This window comes from Streptomyces atriruber (genome assembly GCF_001418325.1).
Lineage (GTDB): Bacteria > Actinomycetota > Actinomycetes > Streptomycetales > Streptomycetaceae > Streptomyces > Streptomyces atriruber.
The window spans coordinates 16,507-36,479 of record NZ_LIPN01000113.1; the positions used below are offsets into that span (position 1 = coordinate 16,507).

Here is a 19,973-nt window from a genome sequence, read left to right on the forward strand (position 1 = left end):
GCACAACGGTGCAACCGGCACTCTCCCTGAGCTTGGAGGTCCTGTCATGGCCACCTCGACCCCTGTGCACCACCGTTCGGGCAGCACTGCGCAGGCGGCCGCCGCCGGGCTGACCGTCTTCGCGGCCGTGATGCTGATGATCGCCGGCATCCTGGGATTCATCCGCGGCCTGATGGCCATCCTTGAGGACGATGTGTTCCTCACGACGCGCGACTACGTATTCCAGTTCGACCTGACGTCCTGGGGCTGGATCCACCTGGTCCTCGGTGTCGTCGCGATCGGGGTCAGCGCCGGTCTGTTCCAGGCGATGGCGTGGGCCCGGGTGCTCGGCATCATCATCGCCGGGCTGCTGATGATCGCCAACTTCCTGTCGATCCCGTACTACCCCTTCTGGTCCCTGACCCTGATCGCCGTGAACGGCTTCATCATCTGGGGGCTTTGCGTGGTGCGCCGCGAAGACGTCTAGGCGACGGCCGGGAGCCGCGGGAAGCAGCAGCTGATCTGCCATCCGTCAGGAGGGGCCATGCAGGCCGGACGGGAACGTACGTCGGACGAGCAGGCCCGACGGATCGCGGAGTTCATCGCCCCGCTCCGGGTCAAGCCCGGAGCGAAGGTGAACCTGTCGAAGGACTTCGACCCCGCCCACAAGGCGGGGATCAAGAACAAGGCGGCCGGCCGGGAACTGCTGCGCGTCGGCGTCGAGTTGCTGGCCGACTACCAGCGGCGGCTGGCCGCCGACGGCACGCACGGGGTGCTGGTGTGTCTGCAGGCGCTGGACGCCGGCGGCAAGGACGGCACCATCCGGCACGTCATGAGCGGGGTGAACCCGCAGGGCGTGCACGTGAACAACTTCCGGGTGCCCTCGGCCGAGGAGCTCGGCCACGACTACCTCTGGCGCTACGCGTGCAGGCTGCCGCGGCGCGGGGAGATCGGCATCTTCAACCGGTCGCACTACGAGGAGGTCCTGGTGGTGCGGGTGCACCCCGAACTCCTCAGCCGGCAGCGGATACCGGGCGCGGACGAGGGGGAGAAGGCGGTCTGGCGGCGGCGCTTCCGGGAGATCAACGACTGGGAGCGGTATCTGGCCGACAACGGCTTCAAGGTCGTCAAGCTGTTCCTCAACCTGTCCAAGGAAGAACAGCGCGCCCGCTTCCTGCGGCGCATCGACGTCCCGGAGCGGAACTGGAAGTTCTCCGCGGCCGACGCCCGTGAGCGCACCTTCTGGGACTCCTACCAGGCCGCGTTCTCCGAGATGCTCGCCGCCACGAGCACCCCGTGGGCGCCGTGGTACGTCGTGCCGGCCGACCGCAAGTGGTTCGCACGCATCTGTGCGGCGGCGGTCCTCGCCGACACCCTGATCGGAATCGACCCGCGCTATCCGGAGATCGGCGACAAGAGCCGACGCGAACTGGCCCGGGAAAAGGTCCTGTTGGAGAGCGAGGCCCCGGACGGGGCGGCTCCCGACCCGTACGAGGCGTCGGTCACCACGGGGCCGAAGGGCCGCAAGGGCGAGCCGAAGGGCCGCAAGAACGAGCGGCGCGCGCGGCACGGCAGGAGCGACGGGAGGCGGCACCGATGACGGCACCCGCACCCGCCCCCGGACACCGGCCGCCCGTCGCCAGGGCCGCCGCCTGGCACGCGGACCCCGCGGACGCGGTGGCCGCGCGGCTCGGCGTCGACCCGGCGGTCGGCCTGGCCGCCCCGCAGGTGGCCGAGCGGCTCGCCGAGGACGGCCCCAACGCGCTGCCGGAGGAGCAGCCGCCGTCCGGCTGGCAGCGCTTCCTCGGTCAGTACACCTCGTACATGCAGATCATCCTCGTCTGCTCCGCGGTGGTGTCCCTCGCCGTCCAGGAGTGGGGGACCGCGGTGGTGCTGGCGGCCCTGACCGTGCTGAACGCGGTCATCGGGATACGCCAGGAGGGCAAGGCGGAGAGCGCCATGAACGCCCTCAAGGCGATGACGAAGGCGACGGCCCGGGTGCGGCGCGACGGCGCCGAGGCCAGAGTCCCCGCGGAGGAACTCGTCGTCGGGGACGTCGTCCTCCTCACCGCGGGGGACGAGGTCCCCGCCGACGGGCGGCTCATCGAGGCGAACGCCCTGCAGATCGACGAGTCCGCGCTGACCGGGGAGAGCGTGCCCGCCGCCAAGGACGCCGCGCCGGTGCGGCTGTCGCCGGACATCGAGCCGACGCCGGCCGACCTGACGGACATGGCGTTCATGAACACCCCGGTGACGCACGGCAGCGCCGTCCTCGTGGTCACCGCCGTCGGGGCGGGCACCGAACTGGGCCGGATCGCGGGGATGCTGTCGACCACGCCCCGCGAGGAGTCGCCCCTCACCCGCGAGCTGAACCGGCTGACGCTGTGGATCGTGGGGGCCGCGGGCCTGACGATGTTCATGATGTTCGTCCTGGGCCGGGAGCGGGGCGAGCCGTGGGACACCCTGTTCATCAGCGCGGTCTCCCTGGCGATCGCCGCCGTCCCCGAGGCGCTGCCCACGGTGACGCAGACGATCCTCTCCCTCGGCGGCCTCGAACTCGCCCGCAGGCACGCGATCGTCAAGGACCTGCCCTCCGTCGAGACCCTCGGCTTCACCTCGGCGATCAACTCCGACAAGACCGGCACACTGACGCTCAACCAGATGACCGTGGTGGAAGTCGTCGATCCCTACGACCGCTACACGGTCTCGGGCACCGGCTACGGCCTGGACGGCCGGATCCACCATGCCGCGGGGACGACCGCGAGCATCGAGAGCGCGATCCTGCCGTATCTCGTCGCGAGCGACGCCTCGCTGGTGGAGGGCAAGGTGGTGGGCGACCCCACCGAGGGCGCCCTGCTGGTGCTGGGCCACAAGGCGGGGCTCGACGTCGACGGCACGCGCGCCCGGTTCCCCCGGCTCGCCACGCTGCCGTTCGACCCCGCGTACAAGCTCATGGCCACCTTCCACGAGGCGCGGGACGCGCAGGGGCGGACGGTGGTGCGCTGCTTCGTCAAGGGAGCGGCACCGGCCGTGCTGGCCCGCGCGACCACCGCCCTGTCGGGCGGCGCCGCCGTCCCCTTCGACAAGGTCCTGAGCGAGCGGGCGCAGGGCGAAATGGAGCGGATGGAGCGGGCGGGACGCCGGGTGATGGCCGCCGCGACCCGCGACCTCGATCCCGCGGCCCTCACTCCCGACGGCGATCTCCTGTCCCTGATGACGGAGTTGACCGTGACCAGCCTCGTCGGCATGGTCGACCCGCCGCGCACCGAGTCCCGGGACGCCGTGGCGGCGGCGCAGGCGGCACACATCCGGGTCCGCATGGTCACCGGCGACGACGTCGTCACGGGTGCCGCGGTCGCCGAGCAGATCGGCATCCCGGGCGAGGCGATCCTCGGCGCCGAGTTCGCGGCCCTGCCGGAGGAGGAGCGGCTCGCCCGCATCGACGACATCGGCGTCGTCGGGCGCGTGGCCCCCGAGCACAAGGTGCTGCTGGCCGAGACCCTCAAGAAGAAGGGCGACGTCGTCGCCATGACCGGTGACGGGGTCAACGACGCCCCGGCCATCAAGGCCGCCGACATCGGCATCGCCATGGGGTCCGGCACGGAGGTCACGAGGAACGCCGGACGCATGATCCTGGCCGACGACAACTTCGCCACGATCGTCCACGCGGTCGAGCAGGGCCGCAAGATCTACGACAACCTCACCAAGTACATCCGGTTCGTGCTCGTGCTGCTCGTCGCCTTCGTGCTGACGTTCCTCGGCGCGACGCTGTTCGACATCGCCGACGGCGAGCCCTTCACGCCCGCGCAGGTGCTGTGGATCCACTTCTTCGTCAACGCGGCGTTCGGCTTCGCCCTCGGCTTCGACCGGGTCAGCGCGGGCCTGATGAACCGCCGCCCGCGCCCCCGCGGCGAACCCGTGATGACCCCGGGCCTGATGCTCACGGTCGGTCTCGTCGGCACGGTCCTCACCGCCGGACTGCTCAGCATGATCAAGCTCGGCGAGTCGCGGTACGACAGCCCGGCCGTGGGCAACTCCATCGCCTTCACGACGTTCGCGCTCTGTCTGCTCGTCGCCGCCCTCGAATGCCGCAGCCAGACGGGCACGGTCTTCACCGCCGACTCCTTCGACAGCAAGCAGCTGAACTGGACGCTCCTCGGGGAGTTCGCGCTCGCCGTCGTCGTGACCCAGACGGACGTCTTCAACCGGCTCCTTGACACCACACCGCTGACCGTCGGTCAGTTCGGCTGGGCGCTGCTGCCCGCACTCGCGCTGCTGGGCCTGTGGGAGCTGGGCAAACTCGTCGCCCGCCGACGGCGGCACGCGCGGTAGCTCATCCGCTGCGGGTGAACCGGCGGGGCGGAGGCGGGCGGATGTTCGGGTCGCATCGTGATGTGCCGAGGAGGAGGTTCGACATGGCTGAGCAGTACCCCCGGGGCCAGGCCGGTCCCGCCGCACCACCGCCCGAGCCGGAGCACCGCGTCAGCGTGGTCACCCTCGGCGGCGTCGTGTTCGCCGCGTGCGTGCTGGGCCTCGTCGGCGCGTACCACGTCATCGCGGGGCTCTCCGCGATCCTGGGCGACAACTACTACGAGACGCAGAACAACTACTCCTACGACTTCGACGTCAACACCAGGGGCTGGGTCGAGATGCTCACCGGGGTCGTGGTGCTCGCCGCGGCGCTGAGCCTCTTCTCCGGCCGCACGTGGGCCCGTGTCGTCGGCATCGTGATCGCGGGGCTGAGCGCGATGGAGCACTTCTTCTTCACGCCGTACCACCCGGTGTGGTCGGCCCTCATCATCCTGCTCGACGTCCTGGTGATCTGGTCCCTCGCCACCTACGGCCACCGCGAGGCGCACAAGGCCTACGGCGCGCCGATGTGAGCCGCGCGGGGCCGGCGGCGGCGTGAACTCACCCGTCAGGGAGGAGGGCGGCGGCCCCGGAGTCCGGTGCGATGTCGGGGTGAAGGCATGCAGAGGCACCGACATCGTGGGCACGCTGCTGATCGTGCCGCGCCTGGTGCTCAGGGCCGCCGGCGCCGGTCTCGACACGGTCGTACGAGAAGTGCTCGCCGCCGTCGTGCGGCGCGTCGAACTCGACGACGTGGTGTCCCGGGTCGATGTGGACCGGGTCGTGGAGCGGGTGGACGTGGACCGGGTGGTGGAGCGCGTCGACGTGGACCGGATCGTGTCCCGCGTCGACGTGAACCACGTCGTGCGGCGGGTCGACGTGGACCGGGTCGTGGAACGGGTCGACGTCGACGCCATCGCCCGGCGGCTCGACATCGACGCCGTGATCGCCCGGATCGACCTGGTCACCCTCGTCGTCGACGTCCTGGCGGAGATCGACGTGCAGTACATCGCCAGGGAGGCGGGCAGCGGCATGACGCGCGAGACCGTCGAGGCGGTGCGGGAGCGCGGCATCCGGGCCGACCAGCTGGTGGGCCGGTTCGCCGACCGGCTGCTGCGCCGGGCGGGTGACGAGCGGGCCGGAGCGCCGCCACCGTACGTACGGCCGGTGTGAACGGCGGCGCGGGGCTGCCGGGTTCGGGCCCGGCGGCCGGGAAGGCGGCGGGGCAGCCGTGGCAGGCCCAGGGAAGGGCGGCCGGACTCGTCTCGCGCCTCCTCGCCGCCGGAATCGACGCACTGGTGGTGGCGCTGTTCGGCGTCCTCCTGCACCTGGGGGCGTCCGCCGCCGTCCTGGTGGTGACCGGGCCCCCGTTCAGGCCCCTCGACCCGCCCTCCTGGGTGACGGCCGCGTGCGGCGCCGCGATCGCCCTCGGCTACGCGGCGGGCAGCTGGGTCACGACCGGGCGCACGGCCGGGGACACGGTGATGGGGCTGCGGGTGAGCGCCCGTTCGGGGCGGCTGCTCGGGGTGGCGCCCGCGGTGCTGCGGGCCGCGCTCTGCCTCGTCCTCCCGGCGGGGCTGCTGTGGATCCCCCTGAGCCGCCGTTCCGCGTCCGTCCAGGACCTCCTGGTGCGGAGCAGGGTGGTCTACGACTGGACGCCCCGCGACCCGGGCGTCTCCGCGTACCGCAACGGCCGCCCGAGTGCCTCCGCGTACCGCAGGACGTACCGCAGGAGCACGCCCACGCCGCCGGACGGACCCTAGGGTCCGTCCGGCGGATCATGGCGCGGGCCGCGGGGTCTGGCACGCCACGCCCATCTGCCGCGTTGTCGTCGGCTGTCGACTCCCCCGAGCCCGAGACTTCGCCCGAGCAGGGGCCCCATCGCGTTGCCGCCCCCCTTCCGCGCCCTGATCCGCCGGACAGGCCCTAACCCGCCCCGGCCGTCCGCGTCGTGGCCACGTTCGGGGCGGTGCCGCCGGGGAGCAGCGTCGCGGCGCCGAGCCCGACCGTGCCGAGCGCGGCGAGGGTGATCATCGCGGCGGCGTAGGCGTGCGCCGGATCGGCGACGAGGATGGTGCCCGCGACGGCGGTGCCCACGGAGGAGCCGAGGTTGGAGACGCTGCGGGACAGCCCGGATATCTCGCCCTGCTCGTCCTCGGCGAAGCTCGACTGGACGATGTTGACCGACGGGGTCAGCATCACCCCGAGGCCCACTCCGATGAGGAAGAGCCCGGGGGTGGAGGTCCAGGCGTCCGCGGTGCCGCCCGCCATGACGAGCAGGACGACGATGCCGCCCACGGTGAGGACGAACCCGGCCATGATGAGCGTCCGTTGGGCCCGGCGCCTGGCGAAGCGCTCGGCGGCCAGGGACGAGGCGAGCAGGCCCACGGTGGCCGCCGTGAAGATCAGGCCGGTCTCGATGGCGTTGTAGCCGCGGACGACCTGGAGGTAGGCGGCGGCCACGAACGACGTCCCCATCAGGACCAGCCACTGCACGTGCTGGGTGATCAGGCCCAGGTTGGAGGTGCGGTTGCGGAAGAGGTCCGCCGACAGGAGCGGTTCCTTGCCCGCCGCCTCCATGGCGCGCGCCGAGCGGAAGAACCAGAGGAGGACCAGCGCCCCGGCGGCGAGGAGCCCGGCGGCCAGCCAGCCGTTGTCGTCGACGGCCAGGATGCCGGTGACCAGGACGATCAGCCCGACGGCGCTCAGCACCGCGCCGCGGATGTCGAAGGACGCGGCCGGATCCGCGGGCAGCGGGTCGGGCACGCGACGGCTCAGCACGAGGATGTACGCGACGATCAGGGCCTGGAACACGAAGGCGGCACGCCAGCTGATCGCGGTGGTGATGAGCCCGCCGATCAGCGGCCCCGCGGCCGCGCCGATGCCGCCCATCGCCATGATGGCGCCGAAGGCCTTGGCCCGCGAGGTCATCTCGGTGAACAGCAGCGTGGCGAGGATGTACACGGGCGGGATCAGCAGGGCCGTGCCGATGCCCTCCAGGACGGAGTTGCCGACGATGAGCACGCCGAGGCCGGGGGCGAACGCGCTGAGCAGCGCGCCGACCCCGTACACGGCGAGGCCGATCCGGAAGCAGCGCTTGCGGCCGTAGCGGTCGGTGAGCTTGCCGCCGGGGATCATCAGCGCCGCCATCACGAGAAGGAAGATCGTGATGGCGGTCTGGACGCCCTGCACGGTGGTGTCCAGGTCCTCGCTGATGTCGTTGATCATCACGTTCATGTTGGAGCCGGCGAAGCTGCAGATGAACTGGGCGAGGGCCAGCGGGAGCAGGACGTGGCGCGGTCCGCCGGCGTCGGGTCCCGGTGGGACGGTGTGGTCGGCCATGGGTGCCCGCCGGCCGGTCAGGTGCCGCTGTCGGCGGTCACGGCGAACACATGGGTGCCCCAGGGCCCGAGGGCGACGTACAGACCGGGGTCGTGCAGCTCGTCGCCGGACCGTTCGTGGCGCGAGCCGTCCAGGAGGTCGGTCAGCCGGGTCGCGCGGCCGCCCAGTTCGGGCCAGGGCAGCCGGATCCTGGCCTGCGCGGGCTGCCCGGACAGGTTCACGGCCACGGCGAACCGGCCGTGGGCGCCGGTCCAGCACCAGGCGAGCACGGAGCGGTGGCTCGGGTTGTCGGGCCAGCCCTCGCTGTCGAGCAGCCGCCAACTGCCGCCGCGCATCCCGCTCTTGTGGACGGCGGCGAGCAGCCGCTCGTGGAAGGCGCGCAGCGCGGCGTCGGGCTCCTCGTCGGGGCGGCGGTCCAGGAAGACGGGCAGCTGGGTGCGGCGCCCGGTGAACTGGCCCTCGTGCCACAGCGTCGCGCCGGGCAGCGTCGCGATGGCGACGGCCGCCGCGCGCTCCTTGTCCGCGAGCAGCGTGTGCGCGGCCCGCGGCTCGTCGTGGTTCTCCAGGAACCGTACGAGGCGGCGCTGGTAGTCCACGGGTGCCCGCAGGTGCTGCCGGACGGACTCCGCGTCCTCGTGCACGATGCGGTCGTAGAGCCGCTTGTCGTAGCAGAAGTCGAACCCCTGCTGCTGCAGCGCCCATTCGAGGTCCCAGTACGCCTCGGCGAAGAAGAGCATCGTCGGGTGGTGGCGCCGGACCTCGGCGAGCACGGTGGGCCAGAACTCCTGCTGGGGCGGCGGCCCGGCGTACTGCCCCCAGGTGCGGGCGAAGACGTCGTTCATGAGCAGCATCGCCATGTCGCAGCGCACGCCGTCGCAGACACCGCCGATGTCGGTGAGGACCTGTGCGGTGGCGGCGCGCAGCGCGGGCGCGAAGGCGTCGAGCTGGACGACGTCCGGCCACGGCGGGAAGAACGGGTCCCGGCCGCGCGCGTACACCTCGGACCCGGTGCCGAGGAACGCGGCGGGGTCGCGCCGCAGGTCCTCCTCGGTGCCCCGTACGAAGTACTCGGGGTGCTCCGCCACCCAGGGGCTGTCGGGGGCGACGTGGTTCGGCACGTAGTCGAGCAGCAGCCCGACGCCGCGGCGGTCGAGCTCGGTGCGCGCCACCGCGATCCCCTCGGCGCCGCCGAGCGCCGCGTCGGCCTCGTAGCGGCGGATGCAGTAGGGCGAGCCCGCGATCTCGTCGTCGGCGATGTCCGGCACCGCCCGGGTGAAGGCGTCCCGCAGCGACGCGTCGCGCAGGGCGATGGAGCGGCCCTGCGGACTCCGCTCCCAGACCCCCATCAGCCAGACGGCGTCGACGCCGTGCGGGGTGAGCCGGTCCCAGGCGTCCTTGGGCACGTCGGCGAGGCCGGTGCGCGAGCCGGTGCGCCGCTGGATCTCGCGCAGCCACACGCGGGTGTTCACTTCGTGCACGACGGGTTGTGCGGGCAGCCCGGTCATGAGGTCTCCTCCCCGGGGTCGGCCAGGAAGTCCCGGGGCGCAAGACTCCCGAAGATCATCATCAGCGGGGCCACGAGGCCGGTCCAGCCGGTCTGGTGGGCGGCGCCGATCCCGGCGCCGTTGTCCCCGTGGAAGTACTCGTGGAACGAGATCAGGTCGCGCCAGTGCGGGTCGCTCTGGAACTTCTCCTGGCCGCCGTAGACGGGCCTGCGCCCGTCGGGGCCGCGCAGGAACGTCGAGCCGAGCCTGCGGGAGATCTCCTCGGACACTTCGTAGAGGGTCATCCGCACGCCGGAGCCGGAGGGGCACTCCACGGTGAGGTCCTCGCCGTAGAAGCCGTACAGGTTGAGCAGGGCCCGTATGACGAGGGCGTTCACCGGGAACCACACGGGCCCGCGCCAGTTGGAGTTGCCGCCGAACATCCCGGAGTCCGACTCGGCCGGCACGTAACCGACCTGGTGCTGCTCGCCGTTGACCCAGAAGGTGTACGGGTGCTCGGCGTGGTGGCGGGAGAGCGCGCGGATGCCGTACGGGCCGAGGAACTCGTCCTCGGACAGCAGGCGTTCGAGCACCCTGAGGAGCTTCTTCTCGTCCATCACCGACAGCAGCCGCGGACCGCCCGTCGAGCCTGCCGCGGCGGCGGCGAGCGGCGCGGAGAGCGAGGGGTGGCGGGTCGCGAAGCGGTGCAGCCGTTCGCGCAGTCCGGGCACCTTCGCCAGCTGGGAGGGCCGGAAGACGGTCGACGCGCACAGCGGCAGCAGCCCGACCATCGAGCGCACCTTGAGCCGGACCGCCTGGCCGTCCGGCAGCCGCAGCACGTCGTAGTAGAAGCCGTCCTCCTCGTCCCACATGCCGTCGTCGAGGTCGCCGACGCGGTCCATGGCCGCGGAGATCCACAGAAAGTGCTCGACGAACTTGAGCACCAGGTCCTCGTAGACGGGGTTGTGCTCGACGAGCTCCAGGGCGATCTGCAGCATGGCCTGGCAGTACAGGGCCATCCAGGCGGTCCCGTCGGCCTGTTCGAGCTGGCCGCCGGTCGGCAGGGGCGCGCTGCGGTCGAAGACGCCGATGTTGTCGAGGCCGAGGAAGCCGCCCTGGAAGACGTTGCGCTCGGTGGGGTCCTTGCGGTTGACCCACCAGGTGAAGTTCGTCAGGAGCTTCTGGAAGGTGCGCTCCAGGAACGCACGGTCGCCGTGACCTGTGGCGTTCTCCTCCATCGTGTAGACGAAGTACGCGGCCCAGGCGTGCACCGGCGGATTGACGTCGCTGAAGTTCCATTCGTACGCGGGCAGCTGCCCGTTGGGGTGCAGATAGGCGTCCCGGGTGAGCAGCTCCAGCTGCTCCTTGGCGAACCGGACGTCCACCATCGACAGGGCGACGGCGTGGAAGGCCAGGTCCCAGGCGGCGAACCAGGGGTACTCCCACTTGTCGGGCATGGAGATGATGTCGTCGCTGACCATGTGGAACCACTCGCGGTTGCGGGTGCCGCCCCGCGGCAGGCTCCACGGGGCCAGGCCGTGCTCGGCCAGCCAGGTCTCCAGGTCGAAGTAGTAGTACTGCTTGCTCCACAGCATCCCGGCGAACGCCTGCCGCATCACGCGCCGTTCGTCGTCGCTCGCGCGCTCCGGCGCCAGGGCGTCGTAGAAGGCGTCGGCCTCGGCGATCCGGGTGTCGAAGACGGAGTCGAAGTCGCGGGTGAGCGAGAGCTGCGCGCCGGTGGGGGCGAGCCGCATCCGCAGGGTCGTCGAGCCGCCCGGAGGCAGGGTGAGGGTCCAGTGGGCGGCCGCCTTGGTGCCCTCCTGCGCCGGGTTGACGGCTTCGGTCTCCCCGTTCACGACATGGCGGCCGATGCCGTCCTTCACGTACGGCGACGCGTTGGGCGAGCCGAAGAGCCGCTCGCTGTTGGTCTCGTTCTCCGTGAAGAGGAGCGGCACCGCCTCGCCGAAACGCAGGTCGTAGCTGCCGAGTTCGTGGTGCGCGGCGGTGAGGGCCACCGTGCCGCGGGGGCTGCCGCCGACGCCGATCCGGGGCTTGTCGGTGCCCCCGGCGAGCTCGGCTCCCCCGGCGCCTTCGGACCACGACCAGGTGTTGCGGAACCACAGGGTCGGCAGCACGTGCACGGTGGCCTCGTCGGGTCCGCGGTTGTCGACGGTGACGCGGACGAGGACGTCGTCGTGCGCGGCCTTGGCGTATTCGACGCTCACGTCGAAGTAGCGGTCGTCGTCGAACAGCCCGGTGTCCAGGAGTTCGTACTCGAAGTCGCCGCGCCCGCGCTGCCGGTTGGTGGCCACGAGGTCGTTGTAGGGGTACTCGGCCTGTGGGTACTTGTACAGGTAGCGCATGTAGGAGTGGCTCGGGGTGCTGTCGAGGTAGAAGTAGTACTCCTTGACGTCCTCGCCGTGGTTGCCCTCGCCGTTGGTGAGGCCGAAGGCGCGCTCCTTGAGGATGGGGTCGCGGCCGTTCCACAGCGCGAGGGCGAAGCAGAGCCGCTGCTTCTCGTCGCAGATGCCGCCGAGGCCGTCCTCGCCCCAGCGGTAGGCCCGGGACCGTGCGTGGTCGTGCGGGAAGTACGACCACGCGTCGCCGTTGTCGCTGTAGTCCTCGCGGACCGTGCCCCACTGGCGCTCGCTCAGGTAGGGGCCCCAGAGCCGCCACCGGCCTTCCTCATCGCCCTGCGGGCCGATCTGCCCGGCGCTCTTGCGTGTGCTCATGGGTTCCCTCCCTGCGGCGGGGTGACCTGGGCAGCGTCAGTCTCCGTGGCGGGCTCCGGCCCGGCCTCACCTGCGGTGGGTGAGGCGTCCTGGTGGGTTTCGGACCCGTCCGGTCCGGCCCCGCCACGGGCGAGGAGCGTGACCCCCGCCTCGTACGCGAGCAGCAGCAGGGCCACCACGAGCAGCGCCGTCCACGAGGCGAGGAGCAGCGCGACGAGGGCCGCCACGACGAGCCCGCCGACCCGCAGCACGTCGGCGTGCCCGCGGATCCACTGCCGGGTCCGCGCACCCGCGCCGCGGTGCGCGGCCCGCGCGACGAGCCCGCCGAAGGCCCGGCCGCCCCGGGCGACGGTGCGGCGCAGCCACACGGGCAGCCGTCCCGGCCCGACGAGATAGGCGATCAGCGCGATGGCGACACCGATCCACAGCAGCTGGGTGCCGCGCTCGCGCAGCTGCTCGAACACGGTCCACAGCACGTCGCGCACCCCCTCCCGGTAGGCGCCGGGCTGCACCTGGTTCAGGAGCTGGTCCCGCACCGCCCGCAACACGCTGGTCAGCACGGTGACCGCCGCCACCAGCCAGAGACCGAACTGGAGCACGGTGCGCCGGCGGTTCGGGGAGACCCACAGGGCGAGGGCGAGCAGGACGGGTACGGCGATGACCAGCCCCCACACCGCCCGCTTGAACAGCAGCACGGCATCCTGCACCTGGCCCAGCTCGTGGCGGTCGTAGAGCCGCACCTGGCCGAAGTCCTCCGGCAGCGTCACGCCCAGCGCCTTCTCGATCCGGTCGTGCAGCCCGGGCGGTATCTCGCCGGAGGTGATGCGCGGCAGGTCGAGCTCCTTGCCGAACAGCGTGGGAAGCCGGTCCTCCAGGGTGTTGAGGACGTTGTTGACCATGGGGAGCAGATTGAGCGTGACCGTGTCGCCCTCGGCCCGCACGTTCTTGTTGCGGTCCTCCAGGATGGCGACGATCCGCTCGTGGGCGGAGCGGTTGGTGGCGCTCCACAGGTTCTGGAACTCGTCGGTGGCGAGCAGTTTCGAGATCGAGGTGCGCACGTAGTCGTGCACGGCCCCGGTCACCGGCGCGGCGAGGAACGAGGCCCGGTCGGGCAGGGACTCCGACAGCCGCTGCTCCACGTCGAGCCGGTCGAAGATCTGCTCCGTGAGATAGGCGGACACGGCCTTGTTGACCGCCGGGTGGCTCGGCAGGTCCTCCACCGTGTCGACCCACCGCCCGGTGCTGAGCGTCGTGCGCGAGGCCCACACGCCGATGACCGAGGTCACCGTGAGGACGGCCGCCAGCGCGATCAGTACGGCGGCCGTCACGCGCCGGACGACCAGGAGCCGGGCCTTCTTGCTCCGTCGGGCCCCGGCGCGGGCCCGTAGGTCCGCGACCTCCGCGCGCAGCCGCTCCAGTTCCTCCCCGGCGCCGGGCGCGGTGGTGGTCGTGCGGTCGTCCGCAGCTTCTTCGTGGGCCATGGCGTCGCACCTCCGGCGCCCACTGTCGGGCAGGGGCGTGGCGCGACCTTCACCTCTGGTGGGTGACGTGGGGCGGGGCCGGGCGCGGCCTGATGAGAGCGAACCGTCGATTTTCGAGGAAGGGAGTCTCGATGGGCACCATCGGGCCCATACAACTGCTGACGGTCGCGTTCGGCCCCTCCGCCAAGTTCGAGGGCCGGGTCATCGAAGAGTTGATCATCCTGGAGTCGAACGGGCAGATCCGCGTGCTCGACATGCTCTTCGTGCAGAAGGAGATCGACGGACGGCTGATCGCCCTCGACTACCAGGCCGAGGACATGGGCGACACCGTCGCCGCGCTGCTCGGCATCTCCCGCGACAGCATGCGGGGGGCGGAAGAGCTCTATCCGTCCGTGTCCGAAGGCAACGCCTTCGGTCTCACACGCGCCGAGATCAGGGAGACGGCCCAGGAACTGGAGCCGGGCACCGCCGCGGCGTTCATCCTCTTCGAGCACGTGTGGGCGAAGTACCTCAGGGCCGCCATCCGCAATGCCGGTGGCGTCCCCGTGGCCGAGGGGTTCCTCACCGAGGAGGCGCTCCTGCCCATCGCGGCGGAGCTCGTCGCCGCGGCGGACCAGCGGGGCGACCCCGTCTCCTCCCGGGACCGCACGGCGCACGCACCGGAGACGACCGCGAAAGAACCGGAGAACAAACCGGAGAACAAGAACAAGACCAGGATCAGGAGGAAATGATGGCCGATCTAGTCGTGCTCGGCTTCACGGACAAGGACAAGGCCGAAGCGGTCCTGAGGCTCAGCAAGGAGCTGTCGCGCCAGGAACTGCTCGACCTGGAGGACGCCGCACTCGCCTGGCGGACCATGGACGGCAAGGTCCATGTGCGCCAGAGCTACAGCCTCACCGGGGCCGGAGCGGCGGGCGGCGCCCTGTGGGGGACGCTGTTCGGCCTGCTCTTCCTGATGCCGGTGTTCGGCGCCGCGGTCGGCGCCGCCACGGGCGCGGTCGCGGGAAAGCTCTCCGACATCGGGGTCAGCGACGCCTTCATCAAGGAGGTCGCGAACACGCTGGAGCCCGGCAAGGCCGCGGTCTTCGCGCTCGTCCGCCGCTCCACACCGGACCGGGTACGAGAGGTCCTACGCCCCTTCAACCCCACCGTCCTGCGTACCTCGCTCACCAAGGACCGTGAGGAGGAGCTCATCGAGGCGCTCCAGGCCAAGTGAGCCCGGTGTCCGGCGCCGTGCCCGTTCCCCTGCAGGAGAGCGTGCACGCGCCGGACGCACGGAAACTTCACCCGGGTGAGATGGCGCCCCCCGAGGGTGCCGTCCCACCGGCCGGTCCCAGACTCGTCTTCCCAGCACCACCCGACCCGAGGGGAAGGTGCCGTCGATGGACGAACGCCTGGGGGAACTGCTTGACGAGAGCGTCTTCGCACCCGAAGCAACCGTGCCCGAGCCCCGCACGGCCGTGCCCGAGCCCCGCACGGCCGTGCCCGACCTGCCCGGGTGGCTGGTACCCCGCCCCCGGCTCGCCGAGAGGCTCTCGCGCGGTGTTCTCGGGCCGCTCACCGTTGTCGTGGGGCCGGTGGGTGCGGGAAAGTCCGCACTCGCCACGGAGTGGCTGCACACCGGCCGCGCACCCGGTCCCGTGGCCTGTGTGCGGTGCGAGGGGCGCGAGGAGCGGCCGGACGTGTTCTGGCCGCGGATCCTCGCCGCGCTGTACGACGCCGGAGTGGACCTTCCCGAGTTCCACGACGTGCCCGTCAACGAACTGCTCGTCGCACGCCTGTCCGCGCAACTCGCGCTGCGCGGCACACCGGTCGTGCTGGTGCTCGACGACTTCCAGCCGGAGCCGGGCTCACCGGTGGCCGAGGGCGTCGTCAGCCTGTTGAGACACACCGCGTCCATGCTGCGCGTGGTCGTGCTCTCGCGCCGGGACCCGCCGCTGCACCTGCACCGCTACCGGCTCTCCCGCGAACTCACCGAACTGCGCACCGCCGACCTGGCGTTCACCGACGCGGAGACCGCGTCGCTGCTCTCCCAGCACGGCCTGGACGTCGCCCGCCACGTGGTCCGGGCGCTGCGGCGGCGTACCGCGGGCTGGGCGGCGGGCATCCGGCTGGCCGCGATGTCGATGCAGGGGCAGCTCCATCCCGACCAGTTCATCGCCCGGTTCGCCGGTGACGACGAGGCGATCGTGACGTATCTGGTGGAGGAGGTGCTCGACGCGCAGTCCCCGGAGATGCGCCATCTGCTGCTGACGACCAGCGTCCTGGAGCACGTGAACGCGGAGCTGGCCACCGAGGTCGCGGGCGCCGAGGCGGGGCGGTACTTCGCCACGCTCGTACGCCAGAACTCCTTCCTGCAGCCCCTGGGGCAGGGGTGGTTCCGCTGCCACCGGATGTTCGCCGACGTGCTCCAGCTGAGGCTCCAGCACGAGCTGCCGGGCAGCGTCGCCGGTGTGCACCGGCGGGCCGCGGCCTGGCTGGCCGAACACGGTTTCCTCGCGGCGGGGGTGGGCCACGCCCTCGCGGCCGACGACTGGCACTACGCCAGCCGTCTGGTGGTCGAACAGCTAGGGATCGGGCAGCTCCTGGGCCTCACGGCGACGCGGCTGCCGGACATGCTGGGTCCGTGGGCGCCCGCGGAGGTGCGGACGCAAGACCCCGAGCCGGTGCTCGTCGCCGCGGCCGCGCAGCACGCGGACCCCGACGCGGTCCCGGGGACGCTGGAGGAGGCGGCCCGGCTCATCGACCGGCTGCCGGACGACGGGTCCGACCGGGTGCTCAGGTGCCGGCTCACCCACGCGGTGATCCGGATGGCGGCGGAGCACTCCAGGGACCTCGGCGCCGCGCGGGACGCGGCCGCCGAGGCCAGGACCCTGTGCGCACGCCTGCCCGCGCATCCGCTGGCCGAGCGGCCGGAGATCAAGGCGCTGACGATGTTCGTACTGGGGCGCGCGGAGCTGCGCGCCGGTGACCTGAAGCTGGCCGAGCCCCTGCTCACGAGCGGCCTCAAGGCCGCGGGGGCCACCGAGAACGGCGCCCTGCGCCGGGGCTGCCTGGTGGAGCTCGCCCTGCTCGAAGCGCTCCGCGGACGCTTCCGGGCGGCCGGTGAGTTCGCCACGCTCGCGACCCGGCCGCCCCTGCCCACCTGGACCGCGCGGGACAGCTCCAACGCCACGCTGCTGGTCGTACGGGCGTGGGTCGGCCTCGCGCGCGGCGAACCGACGTTGGCCCGCAGCGAGTTGGGGCACGTCAGGGCCGCGCTCCACGCGCTGCCCGACCCCTTCACCACCGGGGTCGCGACCCTGGTCGGACGGCTGGCCAACATCGCCGAACAGGGCCTGCCCGCGGCGCCCGAGACACTCCTCGGCACCGTCGGACCCTGGCTGCCGCCGACGCTGCGGCAGCCCCTGACGAGGGCCTGCGCGGCCTCGCTCGAAACGCCCTGCGCCAGGGCGCACCACTCCGTCGTGGCCGACGGCGTCGGCACGGCCGACGTACCGGTCGAACGGCTCACCGCCCGCGAGGAGGACGTACTGGGAAGGCTGTCGCAGATGATGACCACCGAAGAGATCGCGGAGGATCTGTACCTCTCGGTCAACACGGTGAAGACCCATCTGAAGAGCGTCTACCGCAAGCTCTCCGTGTCCCGCCGCTCGGCCGCGGTCCGGCGCGCGCGAGAACTCCAGCTGCTGTGACACGTATCAGATGCGACACGTATCAGAGGAGCCCCAGCTCGCGCGCCCGGTGCAGTGCCTGCGCGCGCGAGCCCACGCCGAGTTTGCGGTACACGGAGCGGGTCTGGCTCCGGACGGTGTTGAGGGAGACGTGCAGGCTCTCCGCGATCCCGCGCAGCGGCAGGTTCGCCCTCAGCTCCCGCAGCACGACGAGTTCACGCTGCGTCAGCGGCACGGTGAGCGGCGCGATCAGGAGGGCCGCCCCGGCGGGTCCGGCGGACCGCGGCGCCCCGGTGGGGCGCGGCGCTCCGCCGGGCAGCGCCGCCAGGGTCGCCGACGCCTCGTCCACCAGCACCCTCGCGGTACGTGCGTCGCCCGTCGCCGCGGCGATCTCCACGAGCACCCCGGCCAGCCACACGAGGCAGGCCGTCTCCACGGCGTCCGAGCCGCTCGCGGCGCGCCCCGACGCGCGCAGGGCCCTGCGCAACCGGGCCCTGCGGCGCAGGGCCGACAGCCGTACCGTCGGCGACCGGCCGTCGTGGGCCGCGGACATGGGGAACGCCGTCACCGCGGGCATGTCCTCACCTTCCTGCCGACAGGCAGCACATACCCAACGTGACCGTTCTCCGCGGCTTCGGGAAGGGCCCGGACCGCCTATCCGGAGGGCTTTTCGGCCCTAGTGGGCGGGGGCAGACCGCGTACCTCGAGGAGTTCGAGCCCCAACGCCTGGATGCGGTCGAGAATGCCGTACAGCGCACTCTGGTCGATACCGCCCCCGTACATGACGGTCTCTGCGGGTCGCAGCGTGACCGTGAGTTCGGTGAAGGCCGACCGGAGGCCCTCACCGAGCGTGCCGCGCACCCGGATCTCGAACCTGCCGCCCTCGGGGAGCGGTTCGGATCGCCCGGAGCCCGCGCCCGGCTGAGCGGTGCCCATGGCATCACCTCCTGCGGTTCCTGCCCGTGCGGCCATTCTTCCGGGCCTGCCGGGAGCGGCCTCACCCCGGCCAGGTGACTGTGTCCCGGCCCGCTCCCGCATCTCGCCTGCCGTGGGTGAACCGCCTCGGGGACGGGCGGGGCCACGCTCCAACCCCACCGGAAGGGGAAGAAGGGGAGGGAGCAGTCATGGCTGAACAGGCCAGGCCCGAGGAGCCCGGACGGCTCGCGGTCGCCACCGTGGTGTTCTCCGTGTGCGTGCTGACGATCGTCGGCAGCTACCACGCCGTCGCGGGCTTCGCGGCGATCATCGACGACGCGTTCTTCGTGGAGCCGGACCACTACCCCTACGCACTCGACGTCACGGCCTGGGGCTGGCTCCACCTGATCGTCGGCATGATCGTCCTCGCCGCCGCGCTCACCCTGCTCAGCGGGTACCTGTGGGCGCGTGCCGTCGGTGTCGTGGTCGCGCTGCTGAGCGCACTGGAGTGCTACTTCTTCGCCCCGTACTACCCGGTGTGGTGCGTCATCATGATCGCGCTCGACGTGCTCGTGATCTGGTCCCTGGTCCGGTACGCGCGTCCCGTGTCCCACAAGCTCCTGGGCGTGGACGGGCCGTCCCGCTGAGACGAGTCGGCGCTCTACGGCCCGTGGCGCTCCACGGTCCTCGGCGCTCAATCGTCCTGGTCGGCCCCGGAACCGTGGCGGCGGGAGCGCCCCAGCGCCAGCCTGCCGATGTGCCGCCAGTCCAGCAGCGGACGGGCCCGGCGCACGCCCGGCCGGTGGCGCGGCACCAGCACCCGCAGGGCCAGCGGCCGCACCTCGCAGTGCACGGGCACCCGCAGGGATATCGCCTCGCCGTCGCCCGTACGAGACCGGTGGCGCGCCGTCCGCGCAGCAGCCCGGCGGCCTGCGCGGCGCTCGTCACCTTGACCCCGACGCAGCCCAGCTCCCCGCCGTCCATCCGGGACCTGCGGCCGAGACCGGCGATGTCCCCGGTGCCATAAGGGTTGTTGCTGACCAGCAGGGCCTGCGGCTCGGCGAACACGGTGCGACCCGCGCGCGCGGAGAGCCGGGGCCCTTCGTGGCCCGCCAGCATGTCGGGCAGCAGCCGCAGCGCCGTACGCGTCTTGTCGTCCCGGTACGCGGGACTCGCCACCACCTCGGCATAGGCGCCGAACGAGACGTTGTTGACGAAGGGGAGGCCGCCCGCGCTGCCGAGGTCGACGTGCAGTTCCACACCGTCGCGCAGGGCGTCGAGCGCCTTCGCCGGATCGTCGCGGTCGAGCCCCAGGTCCAGGGCGAAGTGATTGCGGGTGCCCGCCGGGATCACGAGGAAGGGCAGACCGAGCGCGGCGGCGACCTCGGCGACCTGGGCCTGCGTCCCGTCGCCGCCCGCGACCCCGAGCAGGTCGGCGCCCTCGGCGGCGGCCTTGCGGGCCATGTCGGCCACATCGCTCCCGTCGCGCCACTCCAGGAGCAGCACCTCGGCGCCGAGCCCCTCGGCGCGCTCCCGCAGTTCGAAACGGCGGACCTTCCCGCCCCCGGAGCGCGGATTCATGATCAGTACGGGGTGGCGCACGCGGGGAGCCGGATGCTCGGGCATCGTGGCGGGCCCCTCGTCCCGTGCGAGCGCCGCCCGGCCCGTGCCGACCGCCACCAGCCACAGGGCGACCGCGAGGACCGCGACCCAGGTCAGATGGGCGCGGGTGTACGCGACGAGAACCCACACGGGCGCGCCCAGGGTCAGCAGCACGGCCAGCACCCGCAGGGTGCCCTGCCGGGCCAGGCTCCACCACAGTCCGGCGGCCACGAGCACCAGGCCGACGAGGCCGACGGCCAGCAGCCCGATGGCCCGCGCGCCGGCGAACACGCCGAGGGTCAGCCCCGCGACGAGGATCGATGCCAAGGACGCACGCGCCAGCCATCGGCGCTGCGCCAGCGTCGGATTCATGGCGCCACGGTGCAGGGCGCGGACGGGGACCACCTCACCCCC

Annotated in this window: 17 protein-coding genes; 10 read left to right on the forward strand and 7 right to left on the reverse strand. The window is 72.1% G+C overall.

Annotated features, from left to right (window positions below):
- Positions 1 to 46: 46 nt before the first annotated feature.
- From AOK03_RS13450 to AOK03_RS13475, 6 genes are all read left to right on the forward strand, one after another.
- Entirely contained in the window at positions 47 to 466 is a 420-nt protein-coding gene (locus tag AOK03_RS13450) for a DUF7144 family membrane protein (RefSeq protein ID WP_055565466.1), read from the forward strand.
- A 57-nt stretch (positions 467 to 523) separates the two neighbouring features.
- Positions 524 to 1,579, forward strand: a complete 1,056-nt coding sequence (locus AOK03_RS13455) for a polyphosphate kinase 2 family protein (protein ID WP_055565467.1) — start codon at positions 524 to 526, stop codon at positions 1,577 to 1,579.
- On the forward strand, positions 1,576 to 4,311 hold the full coding sequence (locus tag AOK03_RS13460) for a cation-translocating P-type ATPase (RefSeq protein ID WP_055565468.1): 2,736 nt from the start codon (positions 1,576 to 1,578) through the stop codon (positions 4,309 to 4,311). Before AOK03_RS13455 ends, AOK03_RS13460 begins: the two co-directional genes overlap by 4 nt.
- An 83-nt stretch (positions 4,312 to 4,394) precedes the next feature.
- A complete protein-coding gene (locus AOK03_RS13465; protein WP_055565469.1) occupies positions 4,395 to 4,862 on the forward strand; it encodes a DUF7144 family membrane protein in 468 nt (155 codons plus the stop codon).
- Between the two features lie 79 nt (positions 4,863 to 4,941).
- Positions 4,942 to 5,502, forward strand: a complete 561-nt coding sequence (locus AOK03_RS13470) for a hypothetical protein (RefSeq protein ID WP_055565470.1) — start codon at positions 4,942 to 4,944, stop codon at positions 5,500 to 5,502.
- Complete coding sequence (locus AOK03_RS13475) at positions 5,499 to 6,092, forward strand: RDD family protein (RefSeq protein ID WP_063792497.1); 594 nt, start codon at positions 5,499 to 5,501, stop codon at positions 6,090 to 6,092. The genes AOK03_RS13470 and AOK03_RS13475 overlap by 4 nt, the downstream gene beginning before the upstream one ends.
- Positions 6,093 to 6,255: 163 nt before the next feature.
- On the opposite strand, the gene AOK03_RS13480 is transcribed toward AOK03_RS13475, so the two are convergent.
- Genes AOK03_RS13480 through AOK03_RS13495 form a run of 4 tightly spaced genes read right to left on the reverse strand, consistent with a single transcriptional unit; the run spans position 6,256 to position 13,368 of the window.
- Positions 6,256 to 7,671 (reverse strand): MFS transporter, encoded by a 1,416-nt coding sequence (locus AOK03_RS13480; RefSeq protein ID WP_055565471.1) that lies wholly within the window; start codon positions 7,669 to 7,671, stop codon positions 6,256 to 6,258.
- Positions 7,672 to 7,688: 17 nt separating this feature from the next.
- The gene (locus AOK03_RS13485) at positions 7,689 to 9,176 is read right to left on the reverse strand and encodes an alpha-amylase family protein (protein ID WP_055565472.1); all 1,488 of its coding nucleotides are present in this window, start codon (positions 9,174 to 9,176) and stop codon (positions 7,689 to 7,691) included.
- Positions 9,173 to 11,887 (reverse strand): MGH1-like glycoside hydrolase domain-containing protein, encoded by a 2,715-nt coding sequence (locus tag AOK03_RS13490; RefSeq protein WP_055565473.1) that lies wholly within the window; start codon positions 11,885 to 11,887, stop codon positions 9,173 to 9,175. The genes AOK03_RS13485 and AOK03_RS13490 overlap by 4 nt, the downstream gene beginning before the upstream one ends.
- Positions 11,884 to 13,368 (reverse strand): hypothetical protein, encoded by a 1,485-nt coding sequence (locus AOK03_RS13495; RefSeq protein WP_055565474.1) that lies wholly within the window; start codon positions 13,366 to 13,368, stop codon positions 11,884 to 11,886. Before AOK03_RS13495 ends, AOK03_RS13490 begins: the two co-directional genes overlap by 4 nt.
- A gap of 131 nt (positions 13,369 to 13,499) precedes the next feature.
- Here AOK03_RS13495 and AOK03_RS13500 point away from each other — a divergent pair, with 131 nt between their 5' ends.
- The 3 genes from AOK03_RS13500 to AOK03_RS13510 all read left to right on the forward strand — a co-directional run bounded on the left by AOK03_RS13500 (position 13,500) and on the right by AOK03_RS13510 (position 17,063).
- A complete protein-coding gene (locus AOK03_RS13500) occupies positions 13,500 to 14,099 on the forward strand; it encodes a hypothetical protein (RefSeq protein ID WP_063792498.1) in 600 nt (199 codons plus the stop codon).
- Positions 14,099 to 14,584, forward strand: coding sequence for a DUF1269 domain-containing protein (locus tag AOK03_RS13505; protein ID WP_055565475.1), 486 nt, complete (start codon positions 14,099 to 14,101; stop codon positions 14,582 to 14,584). The genes AOK03_RS13500 and AOK03_RS13505 overlap by 1 nt, the downstream gene beginning before the upstream one ends.
- A gap of 166 nt (positions 14,585 to 14,750) precedes the next feature.
- A complete protein-coding gene (locus AOK03_RS13510) occupies positions 14,751 to 17,063 on the forward strand; it encodes a winged helix-turn-helix domain-containing protein (protein WP_079074694.1) in 2,313 nt (770 codons plus the stop codon).
- A gap of 22 nt (positions 17,064 to 17,085) precedes the next feature.
- Here the strand turns inward: AOK03_RS13510 and AOK03_RS13515 are convergent, their stop codons facing one another.
- Entirely contained in the window at positions 17,086 to 17,619 is a 534-nt protein-coding gene (locus tag AOK03_RS13515) for a helix-turn-helix transcriptional regulator (protein ID WP_055565476.1), read from the reverse strand.
- Between the two features lie 77 nt (positions 17,620 to 17,696).
- A complete protein-coding gene (locus AOK03_RS13520) occupies positions 17,697 to 17,978 on the reverse strand; it encodes a hypothetical protein (RefSeq protein WP_055565477.1) in 282 nt (93 codons plus the stop codon).
- A 188-nt stretch (positions 17,979 to 18,166) separates the two neighbouring features.
- On the opposite strand from AOK03_RS13520, the gene AOK03_RS13525 reads away from it, so the two are divergent.
- A complete protein-coding gene (locus AOK03_RS13525) occupies positions 18,167 to 18,604 on the forward strand; it encodes a DUF7144 family membrane protein (RefSeq protein WP_055565478.1) in 438 nt (145 codons plus the stop codon).
- Here AOK03_RS13525 and AOK03_RS13530 read toward each other — a convergent pair.
- Positions 18,507 to 19,931 (reverse strand): diacylglycerol/lipid kinase family protein, encoded by a 1,425-nt coding sequence (locus tag AOK03_RS13530; protein ID WP_341845802.1) that lies wholly within the window; start codon positions 19,929 to 19,931, stop codon positions 18,507 to 18,509. The genes AOK03_RS13525 and AOK03_RS13530 overlap by 98 nt on opposite strands.
- Positions 19,932 to 19,973 lie beyond the last annotated feature (42 nt).

Excerpts from the sequence above, each read along its gene's own strand:
- AOK03_RS13450 (WP_055565466.1), top strand. The coding sequence starts at position 47 with ATGGCCACCTCGACCCCTGTGCACCACCGTTCGGGCAGCACTGCGCAG.
- AOK03_RS13455 (WP_055565467.1), top strand. The coding sequence starts at position 524 with ATGCAGGCCGGACGGGAACGTACGTCGGACGAGCAGGCCCGACGGATC.
- AOK03_RS13460 (WP_055565468.1), top strand. The coding sequence starts at position 1,576 with ATGACGGCACCCGCACCCGCCCCCGGACACCGGCCGCCCGTCGCCAGG.
- AOK03_RS13465 (WP_055565469.1), top strand. The coding sequence starts at position 4,395 with ATGGCTGAGCAGTACCCCCGGGGCCAGGCCGGTCCCGCCGCACCACCG.
- AOK03_RS13480 (WP_055565471.1), bottom strand. The coding sequence starts at position 7,671 with ATGGCCGACCACACCGTCCCACCGGGACCCGACGCCGGCGGACCGCGC.
- AOK03_RS13485 (WP_055565472.1), bottom strand. The coding sequence starts at position 9,176 with ATGACCGGGCTGCCCGCACAACCCGTCGTGCACGAAGTGAACACCCGC.
- AOK03_RS13490 (WP_055565473.1), bottom strand. The coding sequence starts at position 11,887 with ATGAGCACACGCAAGAGCGCCGGGCAGATCGGCCCGCAGGGCGATGAG.
- AOK03_RS13495 (WP_055565474.1), bottom strand. The coding sequence starts at position 13,368 with ATGGCCCACGAAGAAGCTGCGGACGACCGCACGACCACCACCGCGCCC.
- AOK03_RS13500 (WP_063792498.1), top strand. The coding sequence starts at position 13,500 with ATGGGCACCATCGGGCCCATACAACTGCTGACGGTCGCGTTCGGCCCC.
- AOK03_RS13505 (WP_055565475.1), top strand. The coding sequence starts at position 14,099 with ATGGCCGATCTAGTCGTGCTCGGCTTCACGGACAAGGACAAGGCCGAA.
- AOK03_RS13510 (WP_079074694.1), top strand. The coding sequence starts at position 14,751 with ATGGACGAACGCCTGGGGGAACTGCTTGACGAGAGCGTCTTCGCACCC.
- AOK03_RS13515 (WP_055565476.1), bottom strand. The coding sequence starts at position 17,619 with ATGCCCGCGGTGACGGCGTTCCCCATGTCCGCGGCCCACGACGGCCGG.
- AOK03_RS13520 (WP_055565477.1), bottom strand. The coding sequence starts at position 17,978 with ATGGGCACCGCTCAGCCGGGCGCGGGCTCCGGGCGATCCGAACCGCTC.
- AOK03_RS13525 (WP_055565478.1), top strand. The coding sequence starts at position 18,167 with ATGGCTGAACAGGCCAGGCCCGAGGAGCCCGGACGGCTCGCGGTCGCC.
- AOK03_RS13530 (WP_341845802.1), bottom strand. The coding sequence starts at position 19,931 with ATGAATCCGACGCTGGCGCAGCGCCGATGGCTGGCGCGTGCGTCCTTG.